We start from the raw sequence: 24,847 nt of genomic DNA, 5'->3' as shown, positions 1-24,847 counted from the left end.
AGGAGATCCCATGTCCGGGACCATCGATCTGACCCTCGGCCACAGCCCCGACCCCGATGATGCGTTCATGTTCTACGCCCTGGCCAAGGACAAGATGGACACGGGCCCGTACCGGTTCACCCACGTGATGGAGGACATCCAGACCCTGAACGAGCGGGCCACCCGCGGCGAGCTGGACATCACCGCCATCAGCATCCACGCCTACGCCTACGTCCTGGACAAGTACGCCCTGCTGCCGGCGGGCGCGAGCATGGGCTTCGGCTACGGCCCCATGGTCGTGGCGCGCGAGCAGATCGCCCCGGCCGACCTGACGGGCATGACCATCGCCATTCCCGGAAAGATGACTTCGGCCTACCTGGAGCTGCAGCTGGCCATCGGCAGGTTCGAGCCGGTGCATGTGCCCTTCGACGAGATCATCCCGCGGGTGGCCGCAGGCGAGTTTCCCGCCGGCCTGATCATCCACGAGGGCCAGCTCACCTACGCCGAGGCCGGCCTGAAGGAGTGCCTGAACCTGGGCCGGTGGTGGTGGGAGACGACGGGCCACGACGACTGGCCCCTGCCCCTGGGCGGCAACGCCATCCACAAGAAGCACGGCGACAAGATGAAGGACATCTCCGACATCCTCACCGGCTCGATCCGCTACAGCCTCGAGAACCGCAAGGCCGCCCTGGACTACGCCCTGGGCTGGGCCCGCGACATGGGCATGGACCTCGCCGACGAGTTCGTGGGCATGTACGTCAACGACTGGACGCTGGACTACGGCGACCGCGGTCGCGCGGCGATCCGTGAACTGCTGGGCCGCGGCCACCGGGCCGGCCTCATTCCCGAGGTGAAGGAACTGGAGTTCGTGGCCGGCTGACGCGATCGCCGGCATCCGGCTGGAGGGCCCCGCCACGGGGCCCTTTTCCTTGACACGCCCCCTCCCGCATTGCAGTATACCGCGCCGCACAATCGTTGCGCAGGGCCGAGGGGATCGGCTCGGGGGGGCGCTCGCTCACACTCGCCATCCGAAAGGGGAGATCATGCTGAAGGAATTCAAGGAATTCGCCATGCGCGGGAACGTCGTCGACATGGCGGTCGGTATCGTCATCGGCGCCGCGTTCGGCACCATCGTCAAGTCGCTGGTCGCCGACGTCATCATGCCGCCGTTCTGTTTTTAATGATACGGCGTCCACCTAGATCTACTCTCTTTCCCTACACAGAGGTCTTCCGATCTCACGGGGCCCTACGCCTCCCTCGCCGACGCCCAGGCGGCCGGCGCCGTGACCATCAACTACGGTGCGTTCTTCAACACGATCGTCAGCTTCATCATCGTGGCGTTCGCGATCTTCATCCTGGTCAAGGGCATGAACGCGGCCAAGAAGAAGGAGGAGCCCGCGCCGGCTCCCGCGCCCACGACCAAGAAGTGCCCGCACTGCCTGAGCGAGATCCCGCTCGAGGCCAAGAAGTGCGCCTTCTGCACCTCGGACGTCAGCTGACCGCCCTCCCGACGGGCCGCAACGACGAAGCCGCGGGGTTTCCCCGCGGCTTTTCCATTGCCCGGTGCTCTCTCCCGCGGGGGTTCCCTCACCCGCCCAGCCACCCCGCCAGCCGGGGCAGCGCGACGATCAGGGCCACCACCAACAGCAGCGGCACCACCCAGGCCCACAGGGGGCGCTTGCGGTGCCCATGGCCGAAACGGGGCCCCTGTTCGCCGGATGGTCGCGGTGTGGTCAATTCGGCTCCTCGCGGTTCGGGGGCGCTCCCGGAAAGGGCGTCCGCCACGAGACTAGCACCCGGGAAGATTTTTTTCAATCGGCCCCCGGCACGGAGCCCGGGCGTCGCGAACCGATCCGGGCCCCCGGCCTCTGCCCCCGCTGAATTCCGGGCCGATCACTCCGCATCCGCAACCCATCGAGCGTCATGACGTTATCGTGACACCCGCAAAAACCTAGATATCCCATAGGTTTATCTTCTTTCTGAAATCTCTTTTCCGCGATTTCTCCTACCTTTTTTATATGTTAAATAAATATCGGTTTCTGTTAAAAAATTATCTTGAGGGCCCCTGCGCCCGTTCCTACGGTTGGCCGGGACGGTCAATGAACGTTTACTCCACGGGAGGTGCCCCATGCGGCGTCGCACCCTGGTCGGGATCGTCGCGACGATCCTGATCGCCACCCCGGCCCTGGCCGGATCCGGCTACCTCGACTCCCTGCCGGGCACCGACGGACGGCAGTACGTCGGCGCCGGAACGTGCCTCGACTGTCACGACGACATCGGTGCGTTCTACGCCCACAGCCCCCACGCGCCCGGTCGGAACCTGCTGGTCCCGGGCACCGCGGCCGGGGCCTGCGAGGCCTGCCACGGCCCGGGCAGCGCCCATGTGGAAGCCGGCGGCGAGGGCGGCATCGTCGGGGCCGACGACTTCGCCGCCATGGCGGCCGACCTCAAGGTCGCCATGTGCACCCAATGCCACGCGACCGACGCCGCCCATTGGGCCGACGGTCCCCACGCCGGCGCCGAAATCGGCTGCGCCGACTGCCACGCCGACCAGGTCCACTTCGGGGGCCGCGCACGTCCCCGGTCCGACTTCCGCAACCCCGCCGAGTTCTGCCTCCAGTGCCATGCCGACCAGGCCGCCGACTTCCGGCTCCCGTTCCGGCACCGGGCCCTCGAGGGCCAGATCGGCTGCACCGACTGCCACGACCCGCACGCCGACTTCGACGCCGTGGCCCTCGACGGGCTCAATACGGTCTGCCTCGGCTGCCATCAGGAGATGAGCGGCCCGTGGGTGTTCGAACACGAGGGCGTCGAGGGCGAGGAGTGCACGGTCTGCCACCGCCCCCACGGCTCGCAGCACGACAAGCTCCTGCTCGGCGAGGGCAACGGCCTCTGCCTGCAGTGCCACTACGACGTGGCCTTCGGCAGCGCCGACGACTGGGCCCTGGGCACCGTCACGCACAGCAACGACTGCACCCAGTGCCATGCGAGCACGCCGAGCGGCGTGCCGCCCCACGGCACCTTCGTCCTCGGCGACGAAGGCCGCTGCACCGACTGCCATTCCGGCATCCACGGCTCGAACGTCTCCGCGACGTTCCTGGACCAGTAAGGGAGGACCGCGATGAAGAACCGAGCTTTCCACCTGGTCCTGGCCGCGCTGCTGCTGGCGGCGCCCCTCGTCCTGGCGGACGACGACCTGCCCGCGGCCGCGCCGCGCATCTGGGCGCCGGCCGGCGATCTCGTCGGGACCATGAACCACGCCACCCTGGGCTTCCAGGTGCTCGACGCCTACGGCGACGCGGCGAAGCTGGCCGAGGACTGGCAGCTGGGCGAGGAGAAATCCGGCAGCCTGCTCTTCGGGTGGCGCCGGGCCGCGGCGTCGGGCCATCTGCTCACCCTGCGCGGCGCCGGCACGACCGCCGACGGCGAGGGCCTCAGCGGCGACCTCGTCGTCACCGGCCTCGTGCCCGGCCGCTTCGGCTACCGCATCCGCCTGGCCCGCTTCCACCAGTTCTTCGACACCGACAGCGAGATGCGGGACGCCCTCTTCGGCAACCCGCCGCCGCCGCCCGCCCTGCCGGGCGTGCCCCTGCTCGAGTGGAAACGCGGCGAGGTCGACCTCGCCTGGCGTCCGGCCGGCGCCTTCGCCGTGCGCCTGGGCCTGCGCAGCCTCGACCGGGACGGCGACCGCGGCAGCCTGCTGCGGCAGGCCACCGGCGACGCGGTGCCCGGCGTCAAGAGCTACGGCAACCTCACCAACCGCGAGATCGGTCTGGGCGTCGGCTGGGCCGGACGCGCCCTCGCGGTCGATCTGGACGGCGCCCTGCGCGTGCAGGACGGCGACCGGGGTCTCGGCAACTCCCACACCTGGAGCGAGGACCGCACCAGCTACCGGGCCACCCTCGGCGTCCAGTGGCAGGCCGCGTCCGGCAGCCGGGTCCTGGGCCATGGTTCGTTGGCGAAGCTCGAGAACAAGGGGACCGAGACCTGGCGCGGCAACGCCGTCACGCCCGGCGGCGAGACGACCGCCAACGCCGGCCAGATCGGACTCATCCAGCAGGTGGGCCGCGACCTGGTGCTGCGGGCCGCCGCCCGCTTCAGCTCGTCGGAGACCCGCGCCGACGTGGTCAACGGCACCGCTCCCCAGCAGATCGTCGACCGCGACCGCACCCGGCAGGACTACCGCCTGGCCCTCACCCACACGGGCCTGAAGGCCACGCGGCTCGAGCTGGCCTACCGCCTGCGCACCAGCAACCGCCAGGAGACCGTCCTGGACGGCACCACGTTCACGACCGACGAGGACCGCACCGAGAGCCGGCTCGAGTTCAAGGGCCGGCACCGCTTCTCGCGGAACGTGCTGCTGAAGCTGCGGGCCGGCTGGACGACGCGGCAGCGGGAGCAGGCCCGCGACTGGGCCGATGCGGCTGTCCGCTACTGGCTGAACGACTCCACCCGGGACGAGATCGCCTGGCGCCTGGCCCTGCAGACCCGGCCCGCCGCCGCGGTGCGCCTCGACCTCGGCCACGAGTACACCGACCGGACGATCACCGACGACGTCGTCGCCGGGGTCGAAACCGGCCGCCGGGTGAACCGCGGCTTCGCCGCCGTGAACTGGACCGTGTCGCCGCGCCTGACCTTCAACGGCACCGTCTCGGTGGGCACCGAGAAGATGGAGACCGGCGACGCCGTCGCGCCGGACGCCGGCATGGGCGCCCTGAACGTCGACGCCACCACCTGGCGCTGGGTGCCGGGCGTGAACCTCCAGATCACCCCGAAGCTGCACTGCGAAGCCATGTACGAAGGCATCCGCTACGAGGACCGGGGCGACGCCGGAGCCGCACTGGGCGTGCTGCAGTCGGACCACAACCGGATCCTGCTGCGGGCCGGCTACCGGGTGCGCGACGACATCTGCGTCGGCGCCACCTACCGCCGGGCCGAGTTCTTCGAGCACCGCTGGGACAACACGATCCACGACCTGTACGGCCTCTCGCTGACGGGACGGTTCTAGACGTGAACGCTCCCTCCCACACCAGCCCGGCCAGCCGCAAGGGGATGATCCTCGAGCAGGCCACGCATCTCTTCGCCTCGCAGGGCTACAACGGCACCCCCGTGCGGGCGATCGCGCGGGCCTGCGGCGTGACCGAGGCCGCCATCTACCGGCACTACGAGAACAAGGAGCACCTCTACGCGGAGGTCGTCCGGACCAAGGCCGCCGAGCATGACATCGGCGAGCAGCTCGACGTCCTCGGGTCGACCGGCACGGTCGAGGAGATGCTGACGGGCGTGGCCGAGTACATCCTCGGCTTCGCCACCAGCGATCCGGAGCTGCTGCAGCTGATGGCCAGCTGCTGCCGCGCCAACGACCAGGCCGCCGCGGTCCTCTTCCGCGAGGTGCGCATGCCCATCATCGAGTTCATCCGCTCGGAGCTCGACCGGCGCATCGCCGCCGGCGAGGTCCGGCCCGTCGACACCCTCATCACCGCGCGCTGTTTCGTCGGCATGGTCATGGACTGCGCCATGTGCGTCGGCGTGTGGACCAAACTCAACGCCACGACCCTCCGGTCGCGGGACGTGGTCGGCAACAACGTGCCGATCTTCGCCCGCGGCCTTTCCGTCGGCCCCTCCCCCGAGGCGGCCCAACCCGGGAGCATGACATGAAGCGTGCCTGCCTGTTCGTGGTCCTGGCCGTCCTGGCGCTGCTGGCGCTGGTCGGCTGCGACAACGACACCGCCAACGTGGTCGAGGGACCCGGCAACGGACTGCCGGTGACCGACAAGACCTGCCTCGGCTGCCACAGCAGCCAGGAGGAGCTGCAGCTGGCGCTCAGCGACACGGCGAAAGCGGACTTCACCAGGTCCAACTTCTCGATCTTCGACAAGTCGGACGGCTGAGGCGGCGAAGTGCCCGCGCTGGAAGCGTGGGAAAAGGTCATCATCACCGGCAGCAACGGCGACGCGTTCCTGAACTCCGTGCACGGGCAGATGTCCTGCCAGACCTGCCACGGCGGCGCCGCCGACTACACGTTCAACACCAAGGACGAGGCCCACGAGGGCATGATCCACGACCCCAGCGCCTTCGACGCCGCGGGCGGGATCCCCGCCTGCCAGGGCTGCCACGCGTCCGAGGTGAATGCCACGGCCAACAGCCTGCACACGAACCTGTGGGGCGAGATCGCGGCCGTCGAGACGCGGGGACGCTGCACCTTCGAGGGCTCGGGCTACGAGGCGGGTTTCGAAGGCAAGTGCGCCACCTGCCACACGACCTGCGGCCAGTGCCACATCAGCCGGCCGAGCAGCGTCGGCGGCGGCTTCCCCAAGATCGGTTCCTACTACTCGCACCGCTTCCGGGCCACGCCCGACATGAACGAGCAGTGCACCGCCTGCCACGGCAGCCGCGTGGGCACCGACTACAAGGGCGAGCTCGAGGGCAACCAGCCCGACGTGCACCGCACCCGCGGCTACAAGTGCGAGTTCTGCCACACCAAGGACGAGATCCACGGTGACGGCCAGTACACCGGCGACCACTACGACCACCGCTACGAGGTGGCCTCGATGCCGCGCTGCGAGAACTGCCACGACACGTCCGCCGCGGCGTTCACGGCCATCTCGTACCACGCCATGCACGTGGACCCCGGTTCGGGCCGCAACCTGCAGTGCCAGGTGTGCCACTCCCAGTCGTACAAGAACTGCACGAACTGCCACAACCTGGCCGCGACGACCGAGAAGTACGACATCGAGCCGTCGGTCATCCAGTTCAAGATCGCCAGGAATCCCAGCGAGCACCGCAGCGAGTACGACTACGTGGTCGTGCGCCACACGCCGGTCGACCCGGGCACCTTCGCGGACTGGGGGCTGACCGACCTGACGGGTTATCTCGATCGCACGACCTGGCAGTACTCCTCGCCGCACAACATCCTGCGGCGCACCGACCGGACCCCCGAGGGAGCCGCGTCGTGCGGGGCGGCCTGCCACGAGACTCCCGATTCGCCGCAGGGCTTCTACCTGCGCGAGTCCGACCTGTACCTGCCCGACGGCGTGACGCAGCTGCCGGACCACGACGCCAACCTCGGCATCGTGATCCCGCCGCGGACCGCGAAGTAGCACGAAGAGATCCGGCCGGGCGCCACCGGCCGGGACGACATGGGGTGGCCGGACGAGCCCGGCCGCCCCCCACCCCGGGGCCGCGAGGCCCGCAACAGGAGAGTAGATACCATGCTGAAACGCTGGACCTGGCTCATGCTCGTGATCATCGCCCTGACGGCCCTCGTCGGCTGCTCTTCCAGCGACGATCCCATCACCCCGCCGCGCGAAGAGGCGACGGCCTTCGAGACCATGGCCGCGGCGGGCGCCGCCTACGTGAACAGCTCCGACTGCCCGGGCGTCATCTCGGCGACGTCCCTGCGCGACAACCTGGACAACTACACCGTCATCGACATCCGGGCCTCGTCGGCGTACCTCGCCGGCCACATCCCGGGCGCCTACAACTCGAGCCTGGCGACGATCCTCGACGACGTCGGCACGACGATCCCCACGGACAAGCCCCTGGTCGTGGCCTGCTACAGCGGCCAGAGCGCCGGGCACGCCAAGATCGCGCTGGAGATGATGGGCTACACCGACACCTACACGCTGGGCTTCGGCATGGCCTCGTGGAGCCCGGCCACGTCGGCCTCCTGGGACAACGCCATCGGCGACGCCCTGACCACCCCCGAGACCACCAACAACAACGGCGACCTGGTCGAGCACGCCTTCCCGACGCTGACCGGCGACGCCGCCACCATCGTCGAGACCCGCGCCCGCGCCATGCTGGCCGCCGGCTTCAAGGGCATCGGCTACGCCGACATCCGCGACAACCTCGACAACTACTTCATCGTCAACTACTTCGGCGAGGCCGACTACCTGGGCACCGGCAGCGCCGGCGTGCCGGGCCACATTCCCGGCGCCTACCAGTTCACGCCGGGCTCCAGCCTGGCCGCGGACCAGATGCTGAAGAACCTGCCCAGCGACGGCACCCCCATCGTGGTGTACTGCTGGACGAGCCAGACCAGCAGCCAGATCGCGGCCTACCTGAACATGCTGGGCTACAACGCGTTCAGCCTGAAGAACGGCGCCAATGCCCTCTTCCACAGCAGCCTGCTCTCGCACAACTGGACCGGCTCCGCCGACTACGCCATGACCGTCGGCTACGAACCCACCGAGGCCTTCCGCACCATGGCCGAGGCCGGCGCGGCCTACGTCAACAGCACCGAGTGTCCCGGCGTCATCAGCGCCGTGAACCTGAACGACAACCTCGAGAACTACACCGTCATCGACATCCGCAGCGCGGCCAGCTACGACGCCGGCCACATCCCCGGCGCCTACAACTCGAGCCTCGCGACGATCCTGGACGACATGGGCACCTCGATCCCGACCGACAAGCCCATCGTCGTGGCCTGCTACAGCGGCCAGACCGCCGGCCATGCCAAGATCGCCCTGGAGATGATGGGCTACGGCGATGTCTACACCCTGGGCTTCGGCATGTGCTCCTGGAACTCGACGCTGTCGGGTTCGTGGGACAGCAACATCGGCAACACGCTGACCAACCCCGAGACCACCGACAACAACGGCGACCTGACGGTCCACGCCTACCCGACGCTGGCCGGCGAGACGGCCGCGACCGTCGTGGAGAACCGGGTGGCGGCCATGGTCGCGGGCGGCCTGAAGGCGGTCAGCTACACCGACATCATGGACAACCTGGACAACTACTTCATCATCAACTACTTCGGTGAGGCCGACTACCTGGGCACCGGCTCGGCCGGCGTCCCCGGTCACATCCCGGGCGCCTTCCAGTTCACACCGGGCGCCAGCATGGGCGTCGACCAGATGCTGGCCTACATCCCGACCGACATGCCGGTCGTGGTGTACTGCTGGACCAGCCAGACCAGCAGCCAGGTCACGGCCTACCTGAACATGCTGGGCTACGACGCCTACAGCCTGAAGTTCGGCTCGAACAACCTCTTCTACGACAGCCTGCTGTCGCACAAGTGGGTCGCCGCGGCCGACTTCCCGCTCGAGGTGACGCCGACCAACTAGCCGCCCGCGCGGCGCACGACCGGGGGGAGGGCCACGGCCCTCCCCCCTTTTGCTGGCCAGTCCGCGGCCCGTGTGGCAGAGTCCGGACGAGACGTGGAACATCCCCTCCAGCGCGGAGCGCCGCCCCATGCAGACCCGCACCGTCGCCGGCATCGGCATGACCCTCCTGGCCGCCGGCCTCGTGACCATCTTCCTGCTCACCTACGATCCCAACGAGGTGCCGGCGCCCGACGCCGCCCCCGCGCGCGGCGAACGGCCCGACCCCGTGCGGCCGGGCAGCCCCGAAGAGGCCCAGACCTTCCTCGACGCCTACAACGAGGCCTACCAGGCCGCCTGGACCCGCGCCGAAGGGGCCAAGTTCAACGCCGGCGCCGACATCACCGCCGCCCACACCGCGGCCCGCATCGAGGCCGACCGCGCCCTCGCCGACTTCACCGGCAGCCGCGCCGTCATCGAGCGGCTGCGCCTCTTCCGCGACCTGCCCGGCCTGACCGAGCTGCAGGAGCGCCAGATCGAGGTGGCCTGGCAACTGGCCGCCCACGCGCCCGCCACGGCGCCGGCCCGCGTGGCGGAGATGCTCGCCACCGAGGCCGTGCTCACCGATTCGCTCTACGCCTTCCGCTACGTGCTGCGCGCACCGGGCGCCGACCCGCGTCCCGTGACCCCCAACGAGATCGACGCCATCCTGCGCGACAGCCGCGACCCGGCCCTGCGCCGCGCCGCCTGGGACTGCAGCAAGACGGTCGGGCCGAAGCTGAAGGACGGGGTCGAGAAACTGCAGGGCCTGCGCAACGCCAACGCGCGCGAGATGGGCTTCAGCTCGTTCTTCGGCCTCGAGGTGGCCGACTACGGCCTGACCAGCGCCGAGATGATGGCCCTGATGGACGAGATCCTGGCGGCGCTGCGCCCCCTCTACGAGCAGCTCCATTGCTGGGTGCGCCACGAGCTCGCCGCCCGCTACGGCGAGCCGGTGCCCGACCTGATCCCCGCCCACTGGCTGGGCAACCGCTGGGGCCAGAGCTGGCCGGGGCTCGTGCCCGCGGCCGACACGGGCGACCTGCTGCGGGACGCCGAACCGCAGTGGCTGGTCGAACAGGCCGAGCGCTTCTACCTGTCCCTGGGCTTCGAGCCCCTGCCCGCCAACTTCTGGGCCCGCAGCGACCTCTACGCCCTGCCCGCCAACGCGACCCGGCGCAAGAACACCCACGCCTCGGCCTGGCACATCGACCTCGACCGGGACGTGCGCGCCCTGATGAGCATCGAGCCGGGCTTCGAGTGGTTCCAGACGACCCACCACGAGCTGGGCCACGTCTACTACTACCTGAGCTACGCCCGCCCCGAGGTGCCCATGGTGCTGCGCCGCGGCGCGAACCGGGCCTTCCACGAAGGGGTCGGCTCGCTGATCGAGCTGGCGGCGAGCCAGCGGCCGTACCTGGCGCGGCTCGACCTCGTCGCGGCCGGCGGGACGTCCGGCGGAACGTCCGGCGGGTCGTCGGGAGACACACCCGACGAGATCGCCTGGCTGCTCGAGCAGGCGCTCACCGGCGGGGTGGTCTTCCTGCCCTTCGCCTGCGGCACCATGACCCACTGGGAGCACGACCTGTACGAGGAGGACCTGCCGCGGCACCTCTACAACACGCGCTGGTGGGAGCTGGCCGCCCGCCACCAGGGCATCGCGCCGCCCGAGCCCCGCGGCGAGGAGCACTGCGATCCCGCCACGAAGACCCACGTCATCGACGATCCGGCCCAGTACTACGACTACGCCCTGAGCACGGTCATCCTGCACCAGCTGCACCGGTACATCTGCCGCGAGATCCTGCAGGCCGACGTGCACGCCGCCGACTACTACGGCAACCGGGCGGTGGGGCTGTACCTGGAGTCGATCCTGCGGCTCGGGGCCACGCGGGACTGGTCGCGGGTCATGCGGGAGGCCACGGGCGAGGGGTTGTCGGCGGACGCGATGCTCGAGTACTTCGCGCCCCTGCAGGCGTGGCTGGAGGAACGGAACGCCGGGCGTCCGGTGGGCTTCTAGCCGGCTGTCGAAGAACTCGTTCCGGTACCCGGTGCGCCCCGGATCAGCGCATCACGAGGGCGCGCTGCTCCGCGCTGCCCCGCCACGCCTCGCCGTCGGCGTCGAAGACCTGGTCGATGTCCTCCCAGCCCCGCAGGTACCACCGCACGCCGCTGCGCACCATGGTCAGCACCGCCCGGGCCCGGAACTTCCCCGCCAGCTCGTAGGTCACGTCCCACTCGGCATCGTCGCGGCCCCGGGCGGTGCGGCTGTTCACCTCGATCACCCGCGGGAAGGCCAGCCGTCCACGCTCGGCCGCCCGGCGCACGTAGGTGCGCTCGCGGACCTGGTCCCACCCGTCCCAGACGAGGTCCGGGTTGTTGATCACGTCGGTGGGCAGGGGCACGTAGTCGAAGGTGTCGGCCAGGCACGCGAGGTAGGCGACGTGGTCGTTGCGACGGGCGGCATCGCCCAGCCGCTCAAGCAGGTCGGCGGGGTCGAAGCCCCCGCTCTGGGGGGCGTCCTCCTGGGCCGGCGCGGGGACGGCGCCGCCGAGCAGGGCGGACGCCAGCAGGGCGAACGCGAGGGCGCGGAGGCGGCGGGCGGCGACGGTCATGGCGGCTCCTCGGCGGACGGGTCGGTCGGTTGCCCGACCAACCCCGCCCGTGGGTCCCGGGTTCCTGCTAGGCGAGGAAGCGCACGAACTCGATCATCATGGTCTGGATGTGCTCGCCCGTCTCGTAGTCGAGGGTCGAGCCGTGGATGCTGTGCGGGATGCCGTAGATCACGAAGATCGTCAGCATGGCCACGACGCACACCCATTTGCCGGCCGGCCGGCCCGGCGCCGCCCGGCGCGTGAACCACACGGCCGCCAGCCACACCAGGGCCCCGACGGCGAGCTTGTTGTCGGTCCAGTCCGAACCGAAGGGCCAGCCCGTCCAGTAGGCGTCGAAGGCGTACTTCTGCACGAGCGGTCCCAGCACGAGCCCGCCCACGAAGAGGCAGAAGAACGTGATGCGGGAGAGCGGCTTCAGGCCGCTGCTGCCGCCGAACAGGGCGTCCAGGCCACAGCCCGTCGAGAACAGCATGCCCAGGATCATGAAGCTCACGTGGAAGACGAGCACGAGATTCGGCACGTCGCCCTTGTAGCGCGCGACGGCCGCCTCGCCCGGCGGGATGACGACCTTCTGGCCGTCCTTCTCGAACTGCACGTCGTACTCGAGCTTGCCGGCCATGCCCTGCTTCGGCAGCAGGGCCCGGAGCTGGCCGTCGGCCCAGCTCATGGGGGTGCGGGTCCAGTCGTCGCCGGTGGGATAGCGCCGCCAGACCACGGTGCCCGCCACCGTCGAATCCGGCATGGCGACCGTCACCGGCATGTCACCCGTGATGCTGTGGGTGCGCAGCAGCTCGCCCTTGAGCGGCACGCCGGCGATCTCCGTGTCGAACCGCACCGGATAGGTGGGGCCCGAGATCTTCTGCCACACCAGGAAGGCCACCGTGGCGACGAAGGCCACGGTCCAGACCAGGAAGAGTCGTTTCACTTTATCCACCCCTGGGGGAAAGGCCCGCGCCGCGGCGGGGGCCGTTGTCGTCTTCTGCTCGCGGGGTCAGGCCCCGTACTTCTTGATCGCCGCATCCAGGCGCGGCAGCATGACGAAGATGAAGCCGGCCACCAGCAGGATCGCCCCGGCCAGCACCACGAACATGGTGGTGCCGGGCTCGAGGCCGCTGATGAAGCCGGACAGCTTGTTGCCCACGGCCGTGCTGAGGAACCAGCCGCCCATCATCAGGCCGACCAGGCGCTTCGGCGCCAGCTTGGTCACCAGGGACAGGCCCATGGGCGACAGGCACAGCTCGCCGAAGGTGATCACCAGGTAGTAGCCCGCCAGCCACATCATCGAGGTCTTGACGGCCCCGTCCTGGCCCACCTTGGCCCCGAGGGCCATGACCAGCACCGCCACCGTCGTGATGACCATGCCGAGGAAGATCTTGCGGGCCGTGGTGACGGCCTTGCCCAGCTTCACGCGCCAGGCGAAGAACCACACCACGATGGGCGTGCAGACGACCACGAAGAAGGGGTTGAGGAAGCCGGTGAGCAGCTCGGCGTTGAGCAGGCGCACGTAGCTGCCCGGCGCCAGGCGCGCGGCCCCGGCCGCGTCGCGGTAGACCGCATCGAAGGTTCCCTGGCCGACCATGATGACCGGCACGGTGCGGCCGTCGACCTGCCGCACGAGGGCCACCTCGCCCAGGGCGTCGGTTTGCTCCGGCTCGATCTTCACGCTCGTCGTCTCGACCCCGTGGGCGTCCTTCGAGGTGGAGAGCGCCACGTTCGCGTCGGGGAAGACCCGGCAGGCGAAGGTGCCGTCGAAATCGGCGGCCCCGGCCTCGACCACGGCCACGCCCGAGGCGGCGTCGGCGCGGATCTCCGCCACCGCCGACGCGCTCAGGATGCGCGCCCCGAACATGGCCTCGGTGCGGTCGGGCACGATGTAGAGGGTGCGTTCGTCGGGCCGCGGCAGGTCGGGCCCGGCGTTGCCGAAGTAGGACGGCATGGCCTTCTGGGCGTAGAACTCGGTGGCCTGGGGCACCCACTCGGCGCGGCGGTCGGTGTTGTGCTCGGCGAAGATGGTGATCAGGCCGCCCGAGAGGTGCAGCACCATGAAGAAGGCGCCGCCCGCCACGTAGACGGGAATCAGCGCGGCGAGGCCGGGCTTCTCGTCGGGCCCGGCCTTCATGACCAGGTTGGCGAAGTAGCCCGCCACCGGCAGCATGCCCACCAGGAAGCCGAAGGTGATCGGGCCGATGGTGTCCATGATGAACGGCAGCTTCCCGCCCACGAAGTAGCCGATCACGCCGAAGGTCACCGCCGGGGCCAGGATGATCAGGAAGACCTGCTTGAGGCCGAAGTCGCCCGGCTTGACCTCGGGCTGGCGGTCGGCGTCGGCCAGCTGCTTCCAGTTGAAGAGGATCACCGCGACGCCGATGAGCATGCCCACGCCCGCGGCGCTGAAGGCCATGTTGAACGACCACAGGTTGCGCAGGGGCGCCGAGAGCAGGGCGCTGATGGTGGCGCCGATGTTGATGCCCATGTAGAAGATGTTGAAGCCCGCGTCCCGCCGCGGGTCGTCGGCGGCGTAGAGGTTGCCCACCATGGCCGAGATGTTCGGCTTGAAGAAGCCGTTGCCGAGGCAGAGCAGCACCAGGCCGCCGTAGAACGTGGGCATGGAGCGGATGCCCAGGCTGAAGTACCCCGCCGCCAGCAGCAGGCCCCCGATCAGCACGCTGCGCCGGTAGCCGAGCAGGCGGTCGGCGATCATGCCGCCGATGAAGGGCGTGAAGTACACGAAGGCCATGTAGGTGCCGTAGATCTCGGCCGCCGCGGCGTTGGTGAAACCCAGGCCCCCGCGCTCGGTGTCGATGGTGTAGAGCAGCAGGATGCCGAGCATCAGGTAGAAGCCGAGACGCTCCCACATTTCCGAGAAGAAGAGCGAGAAGAGGCCGGACGGGTGGCCTTTGGCGGGTTTCTGCTGGGCGGTCGCGGACATGTTCGCCTCCGGTCGGAGTGGACTGGGCCGCGCGGGACGGGCGCCGCCTCGGGTGGGGCCGAAACCCCGACGGCGGCACCCCGAAGGGAACCGCCGTCGTCGATTCCGGAGCCCAAGATACCTGAAAGGAAGACCCTGAACCAGCAATTTCCCGCCGGTCCGGCCGGCGACGGTTTCCTACCAGGACCAGCCGGCGCCGGCGCCCAGGGCGCGTTCGCCCGCGACCATGGCCTCGGCGTAGACGCCGAGCCCGCCGGTGCGCCAGGCCGCCCCGAATCCCAGCTGGTAGTGGTGCAGGTCGCCGCCGGTGTCCGAGGTCCCCTCCCGGTCCCAGGTCACCGGTCCGCCGAAGACCCGCCCGGACACCCACCCGCTCGCGCCGCCGCCCAGTCGGCGGACGCCCCGCAGGCCGAGCCGCAGGTCGACCGCCGCGTACTTCCCCGCCGCGCCGGTGCCGGAGTGGCGCGTCGTGGCCCGGGCATAGCTGCCGGAAAGCGAGAGATCGAGCTGGTCGAGGATCCCGCCCGCGAACACCCGGGTGCGCGTGCCCGACACCGACACCGCCAGGCCGTCCGCCAGCGTCGCGGTGACGGCTCCGGCGCGCAGCTCGCCGTCGGTGATCGCGCCGACGCCCACGGCGAGGGTCAGGTCCGAACCGACCGGATGGGCGAACGCCGCCCCGAACGTCGTGATCTCCAGGGCGGTGTCGACGCCCAGATCCAGGGTCGTCTCGCTCCGCTGGCCGAAGGCGCCGACCTGTCGCTCGCGGACCACGGTCCCTCCGGTCGTGCAGTGTCCGGGCAGACCGCCCGGCGGCGCCACGCCTCAGGCGCGGGCGGGGCCCGCCGGTGGCAGCAGGCCGGCGGCGGCCACCAGCGTGGCCAGGATCGTGATGCGTCGCATGGGAGGCTCTCCCTGTCCGATGGGGGGGGCGGAAACTCTCTTCCGTTGAGCATAGGAAAGGTGGGGAATCCCGCCAGCGGCCCGACTCAGTCGCTGGCGCCGCCGTGCACCAGCAGCCGGAAGCCCCGCCCGTGCACCGAGCGGATCTCGATGCCCGGATCACCAGCCAAGTGCTTGCGCAGCTTGGAGATGAAGACGTCCATGCTGCGGCCGGCGTGATAGGAATCGTCCTGCCAGATGGCCCGGAGGGCCACGTCGCGCTCGAGGACCTCCTCGCCGTACGCCACGAGCATGGCCAGCAGAGCCCCTTCCCGCTCGGTCAGTCGCTTCTCGTCGCCGTCGAGGGCCAGCGTCAGGGCGCGCGGGTCGAAGACGTAGCGCCCGACCGCGGTGGGACCGTCCGGGGCCGCGGGCGCCGGTTCCGCGTCGTCGCTGCGCCGCAGCACGGCCTGGATGCGCAGCAGCAGCTCCTCCATGCTGAACGGCTTGGTGATGTAGTCGTCGCAGCCGAGCTTGAAGCCGTGGATGCGGTCCTTCACCATCGAGCGCGCCGTCAGGAAGATGAAGGGCGTCGCGTCGCCCCGCCGGCGCAGTTCGCCGGCGAAGGCGAAGCCGTCCATCTCGGGCATCATCACGTCGACGAGGCAGAGGGCGAAGCGGCGGTCGGCCAGGGCCGCGAGGCCTGCCTTGCCGTCCAGATGGCGCTCGACGGCGAAGCCCTCGCGTTCGAGGGACTCCGCGATGATCAGACCCAGGTTGGGATCGTCCTCGAGCAGCAGCAGCGGCACGGCATCGGTCACGACGTCTCCTCTTCAGGGCGCACCAGCGGCAGGCTCACCGTGACGGTGGTGCCCTCGCCGGGCAGGCTGTGCAGCTCGACGTGGCCGCCGTGGGCCCGCACCAGGCTGTGCACGAAGCTCAGCCCGAGGCCGAAGCCCTTGACGTCGTGCCGGTCGCCGGTCGGGCAGCGGTAGTACTTCTCGAAGACCCGCCGCTGGTCGGCGCGCGGGATGCCGGGCCCCCGGTCGCTGACCTTGGCCTCCAGCCAGCCGTCCCGGACCGCGCCGGCGATGCGGACGCGGGGCTCTTCGCGCGAGTACTTGACGGCGTTGTCCACCAGGTTGGTGAAGATGCTCTCGAGGTGGACCCGGTCGCCGGCCACCACGGCGGGCCCGGTGCCGTCGCAGGCGATGGTCCCGCCCCGTCGCTCCACCTGCAGGGTGAACGACTCGGCCACGCCGCGCAACAACGCGATCGCGTCGACCGGTTCGCGCTTCACCTCGATGTCGCCCCGCTCGAACCGCGCCATCTGCAGGATCTTCTCGGCCTGCCGGTGCATGCGCGCGTTCTCGTCCCGGATCATGCCCACGTAGCGTTCGAGCACGGCCGGATCGCCCTGCACGTCGGGCCGGGCCAGGGCCTCCCCGGCCAGGGCCACCGTGGCGATGGGCGTCTTGAACTCGTGGGTCATGTTGTTGATGAAGTCGACGAGCTGGCCGCCGAAGCGCCGCTGCTCGGCGTTGGTGCGCCAGGCCTGGGCGAAGGCCACGACGATCACGACGATGAAGACCGCCGAGGCGGCCCACAGGGGCCCGATCTGTTTCAGCAGGTAGAGCCGGTCCTGGGGGAAGGCCAGCACCAGTTCGTAGGGCGAGCCGAAGGGATCGAGAGGGAAGAGCTCCTGGCGGTAGGGGCTTTCGCGCACCTCGGCGTCGGTGATGTTGTCGCTGGCCAGCACGACCTCGTCGCCCGCATCGGGCGACGGCGCCCCGGGACGCCCGCCCCCGGCGGGGAAGCGGATCAGGCCCGGCCGCAGGCCGGATCCGGCCGGGCGCACGACGCCGAAGGCCGGCTCGGCGCCGATGCCGACCGCCGCCAGCTCGTCGCGCAGCACGTCGGCGATGTCCATGTCCGTGAGCCGCTCGCCGATGGGGCGGGGCGAGCTCGCGATCCACTCGCCCACCGCGTGCCGCAGCGAGGCGTCCGGAGCGGTGCGCACGGTCAGGTGCTCGCCGTGCCCGCCCGGTTCGGGCCGCACGATGACCAGGACGGAGTCCCCCGTCTCGAAACCGAGGTCCACGTTCCAGGCCTCGCCGGCGGGCCGCCCGGTCAGCCGCCGCAGGTCGCGGCTGACGGTGCGGAAGCGCCGCACGGCCGCGGCGTCGCCCGCGACGCCCACCTCGCCCGTGCCCGGGACCGCCGCCGGCGCATCCGGCGGTGCGGAGACGTCGTGCAGGCGGTAGGAGGATCGCGTGGTCCAGACGTTGGCGTGCACCGTGCCGGGTCCGGACGCCGAGGTCGTGTCGTCGTGGGCGAAGAAGTACTCGTAGGCGCTGCCCTCGATCTCCCGCGATTGCAGGGCGAGCACCGTCGAGGCCAGGGCGGTGCGGGCGCCGCTCTCCAGCGCCTGCACCTTCAGGTCCCACGCGTAGCGCAGGAGCATCACCTGCAGCGCCATGAGCCCGGCCAGGGCCAGGCTGAGGACGACGAAGAGGCGGGGCATGCCGATCAGGGGGTTTCGCATGGGCTCAACCTACAGCGCCGCGACCGCGCCCACCAGCCGCGAATCACCCGCTTAACATTCTTTAACAGCCGTTGACGGTCCTTAACGTCGCTTTTTGCCGACGGCGCCGTACCCTGTGCCGAGACGACATCCACCCCCCTTTCCCGGAGATCCGAACATGAAACGAATCCTGCTCCTCTTCGCCTTCTGCCCCGTCCTGGCCCTGGCCGCCGGCGTCGCCGAGAGCGCCCCGGTGTGGAACGGCCGCGAGGACTTCGAGAACGGGATCACGACCCTGCACAATCCGGCCACCCCCATGGCGGCGGAGGCGTCGGTGCTGCGGCCCGACCCCATGTGGCGCATCGGCGGCGAGGACGATCCCGCCGGGACGCTGTTCGGCCTGGTCACCGACGCCCGCCCCACCCCCGCCGGCACGACCTGGCTGCTCGACTCGGTGCTGAGCACCCTCTACGAGGTCGCTGCCGACGGGCAGGTGCTGCGCACGGTCGGCCGCGAGGGCGACGGGCCGGGCGAGTTCCGCAACGCCGTCAGCCTGGCCGTGCTGCCGGACCGGGGCGTGGGCGTGGTCGAGATGATGCCGAGCCAGATGGTGCGCTTCGACGCCGACGGCCTGCCGCAGTCGTCGGTGAGCCTGGGTGGCGACGGCGGCGGCCAGGCCCTGGTGCAGGAGGTGGCCGTGCACGGGGACGAGATGGTGATGGGGTTCTTCAGCACGAACTTCGCGGCGGGCACGGCCGAGATCAACCGCGTGCTCGGGGTGTACGACCTCGAGGGCCACGAGAAGGCGAAGGTGCTGCACGAGAGCGAGACCCAGAGCGGCGGCTCGATCTCCCTGAGCGCCGGCGAGGACGGCGATTTCATCAACAACTGGACCGTGGGCGCCGACGGCAACGTGCACGTCCACCGCAAGCGCAAGGAGTACCTCATCGAGACCTTCGCGCCCGACGGCACGCCCCTGCGCCGCGTGCGCCGCGACTACGAGTCGGTGCGGCGGCCCGAGGCGGTGCTCGCCGCCGAGCGCGAGCAGCGCGAACGCATGCGCGAGCGTTTCAGCACCCACGCCGAAATGCACATCGAGGAGATGGCCCCGGACATCGACCGCATCATCCCGCGTCCGGACGGATCGCTGTGGGTGCTCAGCAGCCGGGGCCGCGACGCCGGCGGCAGCGGCTGCGTCGGCGTCTTCGACGAGATCGATCCGGCCGGCCGCTTCGTGCGGCAGGTGCGCATCGAAGTCGACTACGACGCCGAGGACGACCAGTTCCTGATCCGCGGCGACCGGCTCTACGTGCTGAAGGAGGCCAACAACGCCCCGGACCGCACCTTCAGCGGCGGTGGCGGCATGATGATGGTGCAGATGTCGTCGGGCCGCGCCGAGGACGACGAGGACGAGGACAAGGAGCCCGCCCCGTACGAGGTGATCTGCTACCGGCTCGACTGAGCCCCGCCCGCGTCGCGGGCAGCGGCCCCGGGGTCGCCGTGGTTCCGGACGCGGCGGCCCGGCCCTGCGCCGGACGAGGGTGGGATTCGCGGGCGGCGAGGGGGTCGGGTCGGTGCTATATTCGGCCGGCGCCCCGCCGCGCCCGACCAGGTCCACCGCCCCAGGAGACCGCCCATGTCCCGATCCGCGTCCGCCGGCGGCCGGCGTTCCGGCCCGCCCGTTTCGAGCTGCGACTGCCGCGACTGCCGCGCCGCCTGCCTCAACTCGCCCGGCTGGTTCCGTCCCGGCCAGGTCAAGGCCTTGGCCATCCATCTCGGCGAATCGATCGAGGACGTCTTCCGCGCGCGCCTGGCCGTGGGCGTCACCGCCATGCCCGACGGATCCCTGCGCCACGGCGTCATGCCCCACAAGCTGCGCGACGGCAAGAAGCCCGGTTCGGTGTGGACCCTGGAGGAACTGGCCCGGCCGGGCCGTTGCGTGTTCTACGACCGCGGTGTCTGCACGATCTACCCGGTGCGGCCCGAGGAATGCGCCCGCATGATCCACGGGGCGCGCGACGCCGAGGCGGTCGCCGTGCGCCGCGCCATCGTGGGCCACTGGACGCCGCAGGCCCTGGCCCCCTTCGCCGCCCTGACGGGCGTGCGCCTGTTCGGCGCCCCGCCCGCCGGCGCGGCCGGCAAGGCGGGTCCGGGACGCAAGCCGACCGGCAAGGGCCCGGCGGGCAAGGGGCCCGCGGCCGAATCCGGCGCCAGGCGCGCGGTCCGGCCCCGGCCCCCACGGCGCGGTTCCCGCTGAACACCGGGTCGGGTCGGCGCCTGCGCCCTGGATCGGCACCGCCCCGTCAGACCTCCCGGTCCCGCCACGCCCCCCGCCGGAAGACCAGGATCCCGGTCACCGTCAGGGCCATCTCGGCCACCAGGATCGCCAGGAACACACCCTCGGCGCCCAGGGTGGTGCGGTGCGACAGGAACAAGGCCAGCGGCAGCTGGAAGCACCAGTAGCAGAAGAAGTTGATCGCCGTGGGCGTGGTCGTGTCGCCGGCGCCGTTGAAGGCCTGGGTCATGACCATGCCGAAGGCGTAGAACGGGTAGCCGTAGGCGATGAAGCGCAGGGCGGTCGCCCCCACGGCGATCACCGCCGGCTCGGCGGTGAACAGGCCCACGAGCCGCTCGGCGCCCAGGATGAACACCACCGCGACGCTCACCAGGAAGCCCGCGTTGTAGAAGCCCACCCGCCACACGCTGGCCGCCGCCCGGTCCGGGTGGCCTGCGCCCAGGTTCTGGCCCACCAGGGTGGCCGCCGCGTTGGACACGCCCCAGCTCGGCATCAGCGCCACGACGATGATGCGGATGGCGATGGTGTAGCCGGCCACCGCGACGGCGCCGAAGTCCCCCACCAGGCGCATCAGCAGCACCCAGCTCGAGGTGGAGATCAGGAACTGGCCGATGCCGCCGAGGGAGATCCGCAGCAGGCGCAGCATGATGCGCCCGTGCAGGGCCAGATGCCGCCGTGCCACCGCGACGGTGCCCCGCCCGCGGAACAGCAGGTGCAGCTGGTAGGCCACGCCCACGCTGCGGCCGATGGTGGTGGCCACCGCGGCGCCCGTCAGGCCCAGCTCGGGAAACGGCCCCCAGCCGAAGATGAGGCACGGGTCGAGCACGATGTTGATGCCGTTGGCCAGCCACAGCACGCGCATGGCCAGGGCGGCGTCGCCCGCCCCCCGGAAGACGGCGTTCAGCAGGAAGAGCAGCACGATCGACACGTTGCCTGCGAGCATGACCCGCGTGTAGCCCTGGCCGCCGGCCACGAGCTCGGCCGAGCCGCCCATCAGGTGCAGCAGCTGCGGCGCGAAGAGGGCGCCCGGCACCGCGATCGCCGCGGCGACGACGACGCCGAGCCCCATGGCCTGGACCGTGGTGTCGGCGGCGCCGTCGCGGTCCTTCTCGCCGATGCGCCGGGCCACCATGGCCGTGGTCGACATGCTCAGGCCCACCGCCACGGCGTAGATGAGGGTGATCATGGCCTCGGTCTGGCCGACGGCCGCCACGGCGTCGACACCGAGGCGGGCCACGAAGTACACGTCGGCCACGGCGAAGGCCGACTCCATGAGCATCTCCAGGACCATGGGCACGGCCAGCAGCACGACGGCGCGGCCGATGGTCTCGGTGGTGTAGTCGCGCTCGCCGCCGGCGAGGGATTCGCGCAGGGTGGCCAGCAGGCCGGGGCGATGCGCGGGAGAGTCGATGCGGGACATGGGGGCTCCTGACGATGACGACGGAGCAGCCGCGGCGGGGCGGCCGAGGGCTCCGGGAATTCCTCTGGGATCACGGGAAGACGGAGGCGTGTCCGGGACTAGCAGGTCACCGGTGCGGGCTGGGAATTCTTCATCGTCGGGCCTCCGGGCTGGGGTAAAGCGCCATCATACGGCATCGGACCCGGATTGTTGCGTGAAAATCCGGTGGGCAGCCCCGCTCAATCGACGCCGGCGGGAACGCCGACCAACAGCCGCGCGGCCCAGCGATCGAGCACCTCGCCCAGGGTGGCCTTGGTGATCGGCTTGGCGAGGTAGTCGTCCATGCCGGCCCGCAGGCACTCCTCGCGGTCGCCGCGCATGGCGTTGGCGGTCATGGCCACCACGGGGACGCCGGCGTTCAGGCTGCCCGGCGCCAGGCCGCGGATGCGGCGGGTCGCCTCGAGGCCATCCATCTCGGGCATCTGGACGTCCATGAAGACCAGATCGTAGGGCGCCGCCGCCAGGGCGGCCAGGGCCTCGACCCCGTTGGCGGCCACGTCGCAGGTCTGGCCGAGCCGCTTCAGCAGGCCGCGCGCCACGAGCTGGTTGGTGAGATTGTCCTCCACGAGCAGAAGGCGCAGGCGGGGCCGCTCGACGGTCGCCGTCGCCACCGGCACGTCCGGGGCCGCCACCGGCGCCGGCGGGTCGGCCGGATTCGCGCCCCGGCCGAAGCGGGCCGTGAACCAGAAGCGGGCCCCCCGCCCGGGTGTGCTCTCGACGCCGATGCTCCCGCCCATGAGCCCGGCCAGCTGGCGGCAGATCGCCAGGCCGAGCCCGGTGCCGCCGTGCCGGCGGGCCGTCGACCCATCGACCTGCGTGAACTGCTGGAACATGGCGTCCTGGCGTTCGAGGGGGATGCCCGGGCCCGTGTCGCGCACCTCGCAGCGGAGCACCGCCCCGTCCGCGGTCACCGCCTCGGCGGCGACCCGCACGGCGACCTCGCCCGCATCAGTGAACTTCAGCGCATTGCCGAGGAGATTGACCAGGATCTGGCGCAGGCGCCCGGGATCGCCCCGCAGGAATTCCGGCACGTCCGGCGCGACCTCGCAGGCGAAGTTCAGGCCCTTCTCGCCGGCCCGGATCGACAGGGACGCCATGACGCCGTCCAGGAGCGGTCGCGGGGCGAACTCGATGTCCTCCAGCTCGAGCCGCCCCGCCTCGATCTTCGAGAAGTCCAGGACGTCGTTGATGATGACCAGCAGCGATTCGGCGCTGGCCTGCACCAGCGACGCATAGCGCTCCTGCTCCGGGTCGAGGTCGGTCTCGAGCAGCAGGCCGGTCATGCCGATGACGCCGTTCATGGGCGTGCGGATCTCGTGGCTCATGGTGGCCAGGAACTGGCTCTTGGCGGCGTTGGCCCGCTCCGCCTCCTCGACCAGGCGTTCCAGCTCGAGGCTGGCGAGGCGGCGGGCGGTGATGTCCGAGTGGGTGCCGAACATGGCCAGCGGCCGGCCCGCCTCGTCGCGCGAGACGACGCGGCCCCGATCATGGACCCACACCCAGTCGCCGTCCTTGTGCCGCATGCGGCACTCGACGTCGTAGTACTCGCTCTCGCCGGCGAAGTGGGCCTCCAGCGCGGCGCGGCTGGCCGGCAGGTCGTCCGGATGGGCCAGCCGGGACCAGGTCTCGATGGAGACCGGGGCCAGCTCCTGCAGGGTGTAGCCGCAGATCGCGGCCCAGCGCTCGTTGAAGACGGTCTCGCCCGTCTGCACGTTCCACTCCCAGGTGCCGACGTTGGTGCCCGTGATGACGTTGGCCAGCCGTTCGCGTTCGTGGGCCAACGCCTCGCGGGAATGCCTGAGCTCCGTCTGGTCGAACATGTAGCCGTGGATCGCCGCGAGTTCGCCCGACTCGTCGCGCTCGTAGCGGGTCATGTCGTAGAACCAGCGGTAGGTGCCGGCGCGGTCGCGCAGGCGGTAGCTGAGGTGGAACAGCCGCGTGCCGTCGGCGAGGAATCCGGCCACCTCGCCGAGGATGCGGTCCAGGTCGTCCGGATGCATGATGCCGGCGAAGCGGAAGCCGGACGCCGTCATCTCCTCGGGCGTGTAGCCGAGGATCGCCGTGACGTTCCGCGAGACGCTCCGCACCGGCCAGCCGGGCTCCGGCCCCCACGTGATGCGGAAGACCGGCCCCTGGGCGAAGAGATCGGACTCCCGCTGCAGCGCCTCCTCGGCCTGCTTCAGTTCGGTGATGTCGACGGCCGACCCCGAATGGGCCACGACGCGCCCCGCGGCGTCGGTGACGGGGAAGGTGCGGCTGCGGACCCAGCGCACCTCGCCGTCCGGTCGCACGTAGCGGAACTTCCGGTCGAAACGCCTGCCGGCCAGGTGGGCCTCGTAGTCGCTCCGGACGGCCGCGAGGTCGGCGGGATGGACGCCGTCCATGAAGGCCGCGGTGTCGGCGTAGACGTCGGCGGCGGGTCGGCCGGTGATGGCCTCGTAGGCCGGACTCAGGTACTGCATGCGGCCCGTGTCCGCGTCCATGAGCCAGACGATCTCGGAGATGCTGTTGGCGATCTGATCCATCCGGTGGCGTTCGGCGGCGAGGGCCCGGCTGGTCTCCACGTAGGCGCTGACGTCCTGGAAGGTGACGGCGAAGTGGCCGGGGCCGGTGCGGAAGGCGTGGATCGAGAAGTGGCGCGCCAGGGACGGGACCTCCATCTCGAAGACGTCCGGTTGGCCCGTGGCGACGACGGCGCCGTAGCGGCCGATCAGCCCGGTCGCCTCGAGGCCCGGCACCACTTCGGTCGCGCGGCGGCCGATGATCTCCGCCACCCGGAGGCCCGTGTGGCGTTCGAAGGCCTCGTTGGCGTCGACGAAGACGTAGTCCACGGGCCGGCCGGCGGCGTCGACGACGAGGCGGTGGACGGCCGTCGCCACCAGGGACTCGCGGAAGAGCTGGGTGTGCAGGCACGACGGGACCCCGCAGCCGGTCCCCGGCGTCGCCGGCTCCCCGGAGCCTCCCCCGTCGGTCATGTGCAGGTCGAACGGCGCCATACGGTCCTCACGGCCCTTAGTCGGAAACACGGTATTCCTGTAGGTTTTCGTGCAGCCACGCCCCGACTTGAGGGGAGATCGCCCCCC

At 70.7% G+C, this 24,847-nt stretch carries 19 protein-coding genes and 1 pseudogene; 11 read left to right on the top strand and 9 right to left on the bottom strand.

The window, feature by feature from the left end:
* The first annotated feature begins 10 nt into the window (after positions 1–10).
* Entirely contained in the window at positions 11–859 is an 849-nt protein-coding gene (locus KDM41_02300) for an ABC transporter substrate-binding protein (GenBank protein ID MCB1182234.1), read from the top strand.
* A 163-nt stretch (positions 860–1,022) separates the two neighbouring features.
* Positions 1,023–1,478: pseudogene (gene mscL / locus KDM41_02295) on the top strand (large conductance mechanosensitive channel protein MscL).
* An 88-nt stretch (positions 1,479–1,566) separates the two neighbouring features.
* Here the strand turns inward: mscL and KDM41_02290 are convergent.
* The gene (locus KDM41_02290) at positions 1,567–1,716 is read right to left on the bottom strand and encodes a hypothetical protein (GenBank protein MCB1182233.1); all 150 of its coding nucleotides are present in this window, start codon (positions 1,714–1,716) and stop codon (positions 1,567–1,569) included.
* 391 nt (positions 1,717–2,107) lie between these two features.
* Here KDM41_02290 and KDM41_02285 point away from each other — a divergent pair, with 391 nt between their 5' ends.
* The 7 genes from KDM41_02285 (at position 2,108) to KDM41_02255 (ending at position 11,079) form a co-directional block, all read left to right on the top strand.
* Positions 2,108–3,088, top strand: coding sequence for a cytochrome c3 family protein (locus KDM41_02285; protein ID MCB1182232.1), 981 nt, complete (start codon positions 2,108–2,110; stop codon positions 3,086–3,088).
* Positions 3,089–3,100: 12 nt separating this feature from the next.
* A complete protein-coding gene (locus KDM41_02280; GenBank protein MCB1182231.1) occupies positions 3,101–4,987 on the top strand; it encodes a hypothetical protein in 1,887 nt (628 codons plus the stop codon).
* A gap of 2 nt (positions 4,988–4,989) precedes the next feature.
* Positions 4,990–5,637: a TetR/AcrR family transcriptional regulator gene (locus tag KDM41_02275; GenBank protein MCB1182230.1), complete on the top strand. Its 648-nt coding sequence runs from the start codon at positions 4,990–4,992 to the stop codon at positions 5,635–5,637.
* Positions 5,634–5,870, top strand: a complete 237-nt coding sequence (locus KDM41_02270; GenBank protein ID MCB1182229.1) for a hypothetical protein — start codon at positions 5,634–5,636, stop codon at positions 5,868–5,870. The genes KDM41_02275 and KDM41_02270 overlap by 4 nt, the downstream gene beginning before the upstream one ends.
* Before the next feature lie 9 nt (positions 5,871–5,879).
* Positions 5,880–7,079: a hypothetical protein gene (locus KDM41_02265; GenBank protein ID MCB1182228.1), complete on the top strand. Its 1,200-nt coding sequence runs from the start codon at positions 5,880–5,882 to the stop codon at positions 7,077–7,079.
* 111 nt (positions 7,080–7,190) lie between these two features.
* Complete coding sequence (locus KDM41_02260; protein ID MCB1182227.1) at positions 7,191–9,047, top strand: hypothetical protein; 1,857 nt, start codon at positions 7,191–7,193, stop codon at positions 9,045–9,047.
* Between the two features lie 127 nt (positions 9,048–9,174).
* On the top strand, positions 9,175–11,079 hold the full coding sequence (locus KDM41_02255; protein MCB1182226.1) for a M2 family metallopeptidase: 1,905 nt from the start codon (positions 9,175–9,177) through the stop codon (positions 11,077–11,079).
* A gap of 43 nt (positions 11,080–11,122) precedes the next feature.
* Here KDM41_02255 and KDM41_02250 read toward each other — a convergent pair whose 3' ends face one another.
* The 6 genes from KDM41_02250 to KDM41_02225 form a co-directional block, all read right to left on the bottom strand.
* The gene (locus KDM41_02250) at positions 11,123–11,674 is read right to left on the bottom strand and encodes a hypothetical protein (protein MCB1182225.1); all 552 of its coding nucleotides are present in this window, start codon (positions 11,672–11,674) and stop codon (positions 11,123–11,125) included.
* A gap of 67 nt (positions 11,675–11,741) precedes the next feature.
* Positions 11,742–12,599 (bottom strand): hypothetical protein, encoded by an 858-nt coding sequence (locus tag KDM41_02245; GenBank protein ID MCB1182224.1) that lies wholly within the window; start codon positions 12,597–12,599, stop codon positions 11,742–11,744.
* A 66-nt stretch (positions 12,600–12,665) separates the two neighbouring features.
* Positions 12,666–14,603: a peptide MFS transporter gene (locus KDM41_02240; GenBank protein MCB1182223.1), complete on the bottom strand. Its 1,938-nt coding sequence runs from the start codon at positions 14,601–14,603 to the stop codon at positions 12,666–12,668.
* A gap of 177 nt (positions 14,604–14,780) precedes the next feature.
* The gene (locus KDM41_02235) at positions 14,781–15,377 is read right to left on the bottom strand and encodes a hypothetical protein (protein MCB1182222.1); all 597 of its coding nucleotides are present in this window, start codon (positions 15,375–15,377) and stop codon (positions 14,781–14,783) included.
* 215 nt (positions 15,378–15,592) lie between these two features.
* A complete protein-coding gene (locus KDM41_02230; GenBank protein MCB1182221.1) occupies positions 15,593–16,306 on the bottom strand; it encodes a response regulator transcription factor in 714 nt (237 codons plus the stop codon).
* Entirely contained in the window at positions 16,303–18,030 is a 1,728-nt protein-coding gene (locus KDM41_02225; protein MCB1182220.1) for a HAMP domain-containing histidine kinase, read from the bottom strand. The genes KDM41_02230 and KDM41_02225 overlap by 4 nt, the downstream gene beginning before the upstream one ends.
* 157 nt (positions 18,031–18,187) lie before the next feature.
* On the opposite strand from KDM41_02225, the gene KDM41_02220 reads away from it, so the two are divergent.
* On the top strand, positions 18,188–19,471 hold the full coding sequence (locus tag KDM41_02220) for a hypothetical protein (protein ID MCB1182219.1): 1,284 nt from the start codon (positions 18,188–18,190) through the stop codon (positions 19,469–19,471).
* A 174-nt stretch (positions 19,472–19,645) separates the two neighbouring features.
* Entirely contained in the window at positions 19,646–20,266 is a 621-nt protein-coding gene (locus tag KDM41_02215; protein ID MCB1182218.1) for a hypothetical protein, read from the top strand.
* 46 nt (positions 20,267–20,312) lie between these two features.
* Here KDM41_02215 and KDM41_02210 read toward each other — a convergent pair whose 3' ends face one another.
* Both KDM41_02210 and KDM41_02205 read right to left on the bottom strand, forming a co-directional pair.
* Positions 20,313–21,725: an MATE family efflux transporter gene (locus tag KDM41_02210; protein ID MCB1182217.1), complete on the bottom strand. Its 1,413-nt coding sequence runs from the start codon at positions 21,723–21,725 to the stop codon at positions 20,313–20,315.
* A 218-nt stretch (positions 21,726–21,943) separates the two neighbouring features.
* On the bottom strand, positions 21,944–24,760 hold the full coding sequence (locus KDM41_02205; GenBank protein ID MCB1182216.1) for a PAS domain-containing protein: 2,817 nt from the start codon (positions 24,758–24,760) through the stop codon (positions 21,944–21,946).
* Between the last annotated feature and the right edge of the window lie 87 nt (positions 24,761–24,847).

The organism is bacterium, from assembly GCA_020440705.1.
In the GTDB taxonomy this organism is placed as follows: domain Bacteria; phylum Krumholzibacteriota; class Krumholzibacteriia; order LZORAL124-64-63; family LZORAL124-64-63; genus JAGRNP01.
This window is presented reverse-complemented; position numbering and strand designations above follow the sequence as displayed.

Coding starts and splice junctions, on each gene's coding strand:
- KDM41_02300 (MCB1182234.1), top strand. CDS start 11: ATGTCCGGGACCATCGATCTGACCCTCGGCCACAGCCCCGACCCCGAT.
- KDM41_02285 (MCB1182232.1), top strand. CDS start 2,108: ATGCGGCGTCGCACCCTGGTCGGGATCGTCGCGACGATCCTGATCGCC.
- KDM41_02280 (MCB1182231.1), top strand. CDS start 3,101: ATGAAGAACCGAGCTTTCCACCTGGTCCTGGCCGCGCTGCTGCTGGCG.
- KDM41_02270 (MCB1182229.1), top strand. CDS start 5,634: ATGAAGCGTGCCTGCCTGTTCGTGGTCCTGGCCGTCCTGGCGCTGCTG.
- KDM41_02260 (MCB1182227.1), top strand. CDS start 7,191: ATGCTGAAACGCTGGACCTGGCTCATGCTCGTGATCATCGCCCTGACG.
- KDM41_02255 (MCB1182226.1), top strand. CDS start 9,175: ATGCAGACCCGCACCGTCGCCGGCATCGGCATGACCCTCCTGGCCGCC.
- KDM41_02250 (MCB1182225.1), bottom strand. CDS start 11,674: ATGACCGTCGCCGCCCGCCGCCTCCGCGCCCTCGCGTTCGCCCTGCTG.
- KDM41_02240 (MCB1182223.1), bottom strand. CDS start 14,603: ATGTCCGCGACCGCCCAGCAGAAACCCGCCAAAGGCCACCCGTCCGGC.
- KDM41_02225 (MCB1182220.1), bottom strand. CDS start 18,030: ATGCGAAACCCCCTGATCGGCATGCCCCGCCTCTTCGTCGTCCTCAGC.
- KDM41_02220 (MCB1182219.1), top strand. CDS start 18,188: ATGAAACGAATCCTGCTCCTCTTCGCCTTCTGCCCCGTCCTGGCCCTG.
- KDM41_02215 (MCB1182218.1), top strand. CDS start 19,646: ATGTCCCGATCCGCGTCCGCCGGCGGCCGGCGTTCCGGCCCGCCCGTT.
- KDM41_02210 (MCB1182217.1), bottom strand. CDS start 21,725: ATGTCCCGCATCGACTCTCCCGCGCATCGCCCCGGCCTGCTGGCCACC.
- KDM41_02205 (MCB1182216.1), bottom strand. CDS start 24,760: ATGGCGCCGTTCGACCTGCACATGACCGACGGGGGAGGCTCCGGGGAG.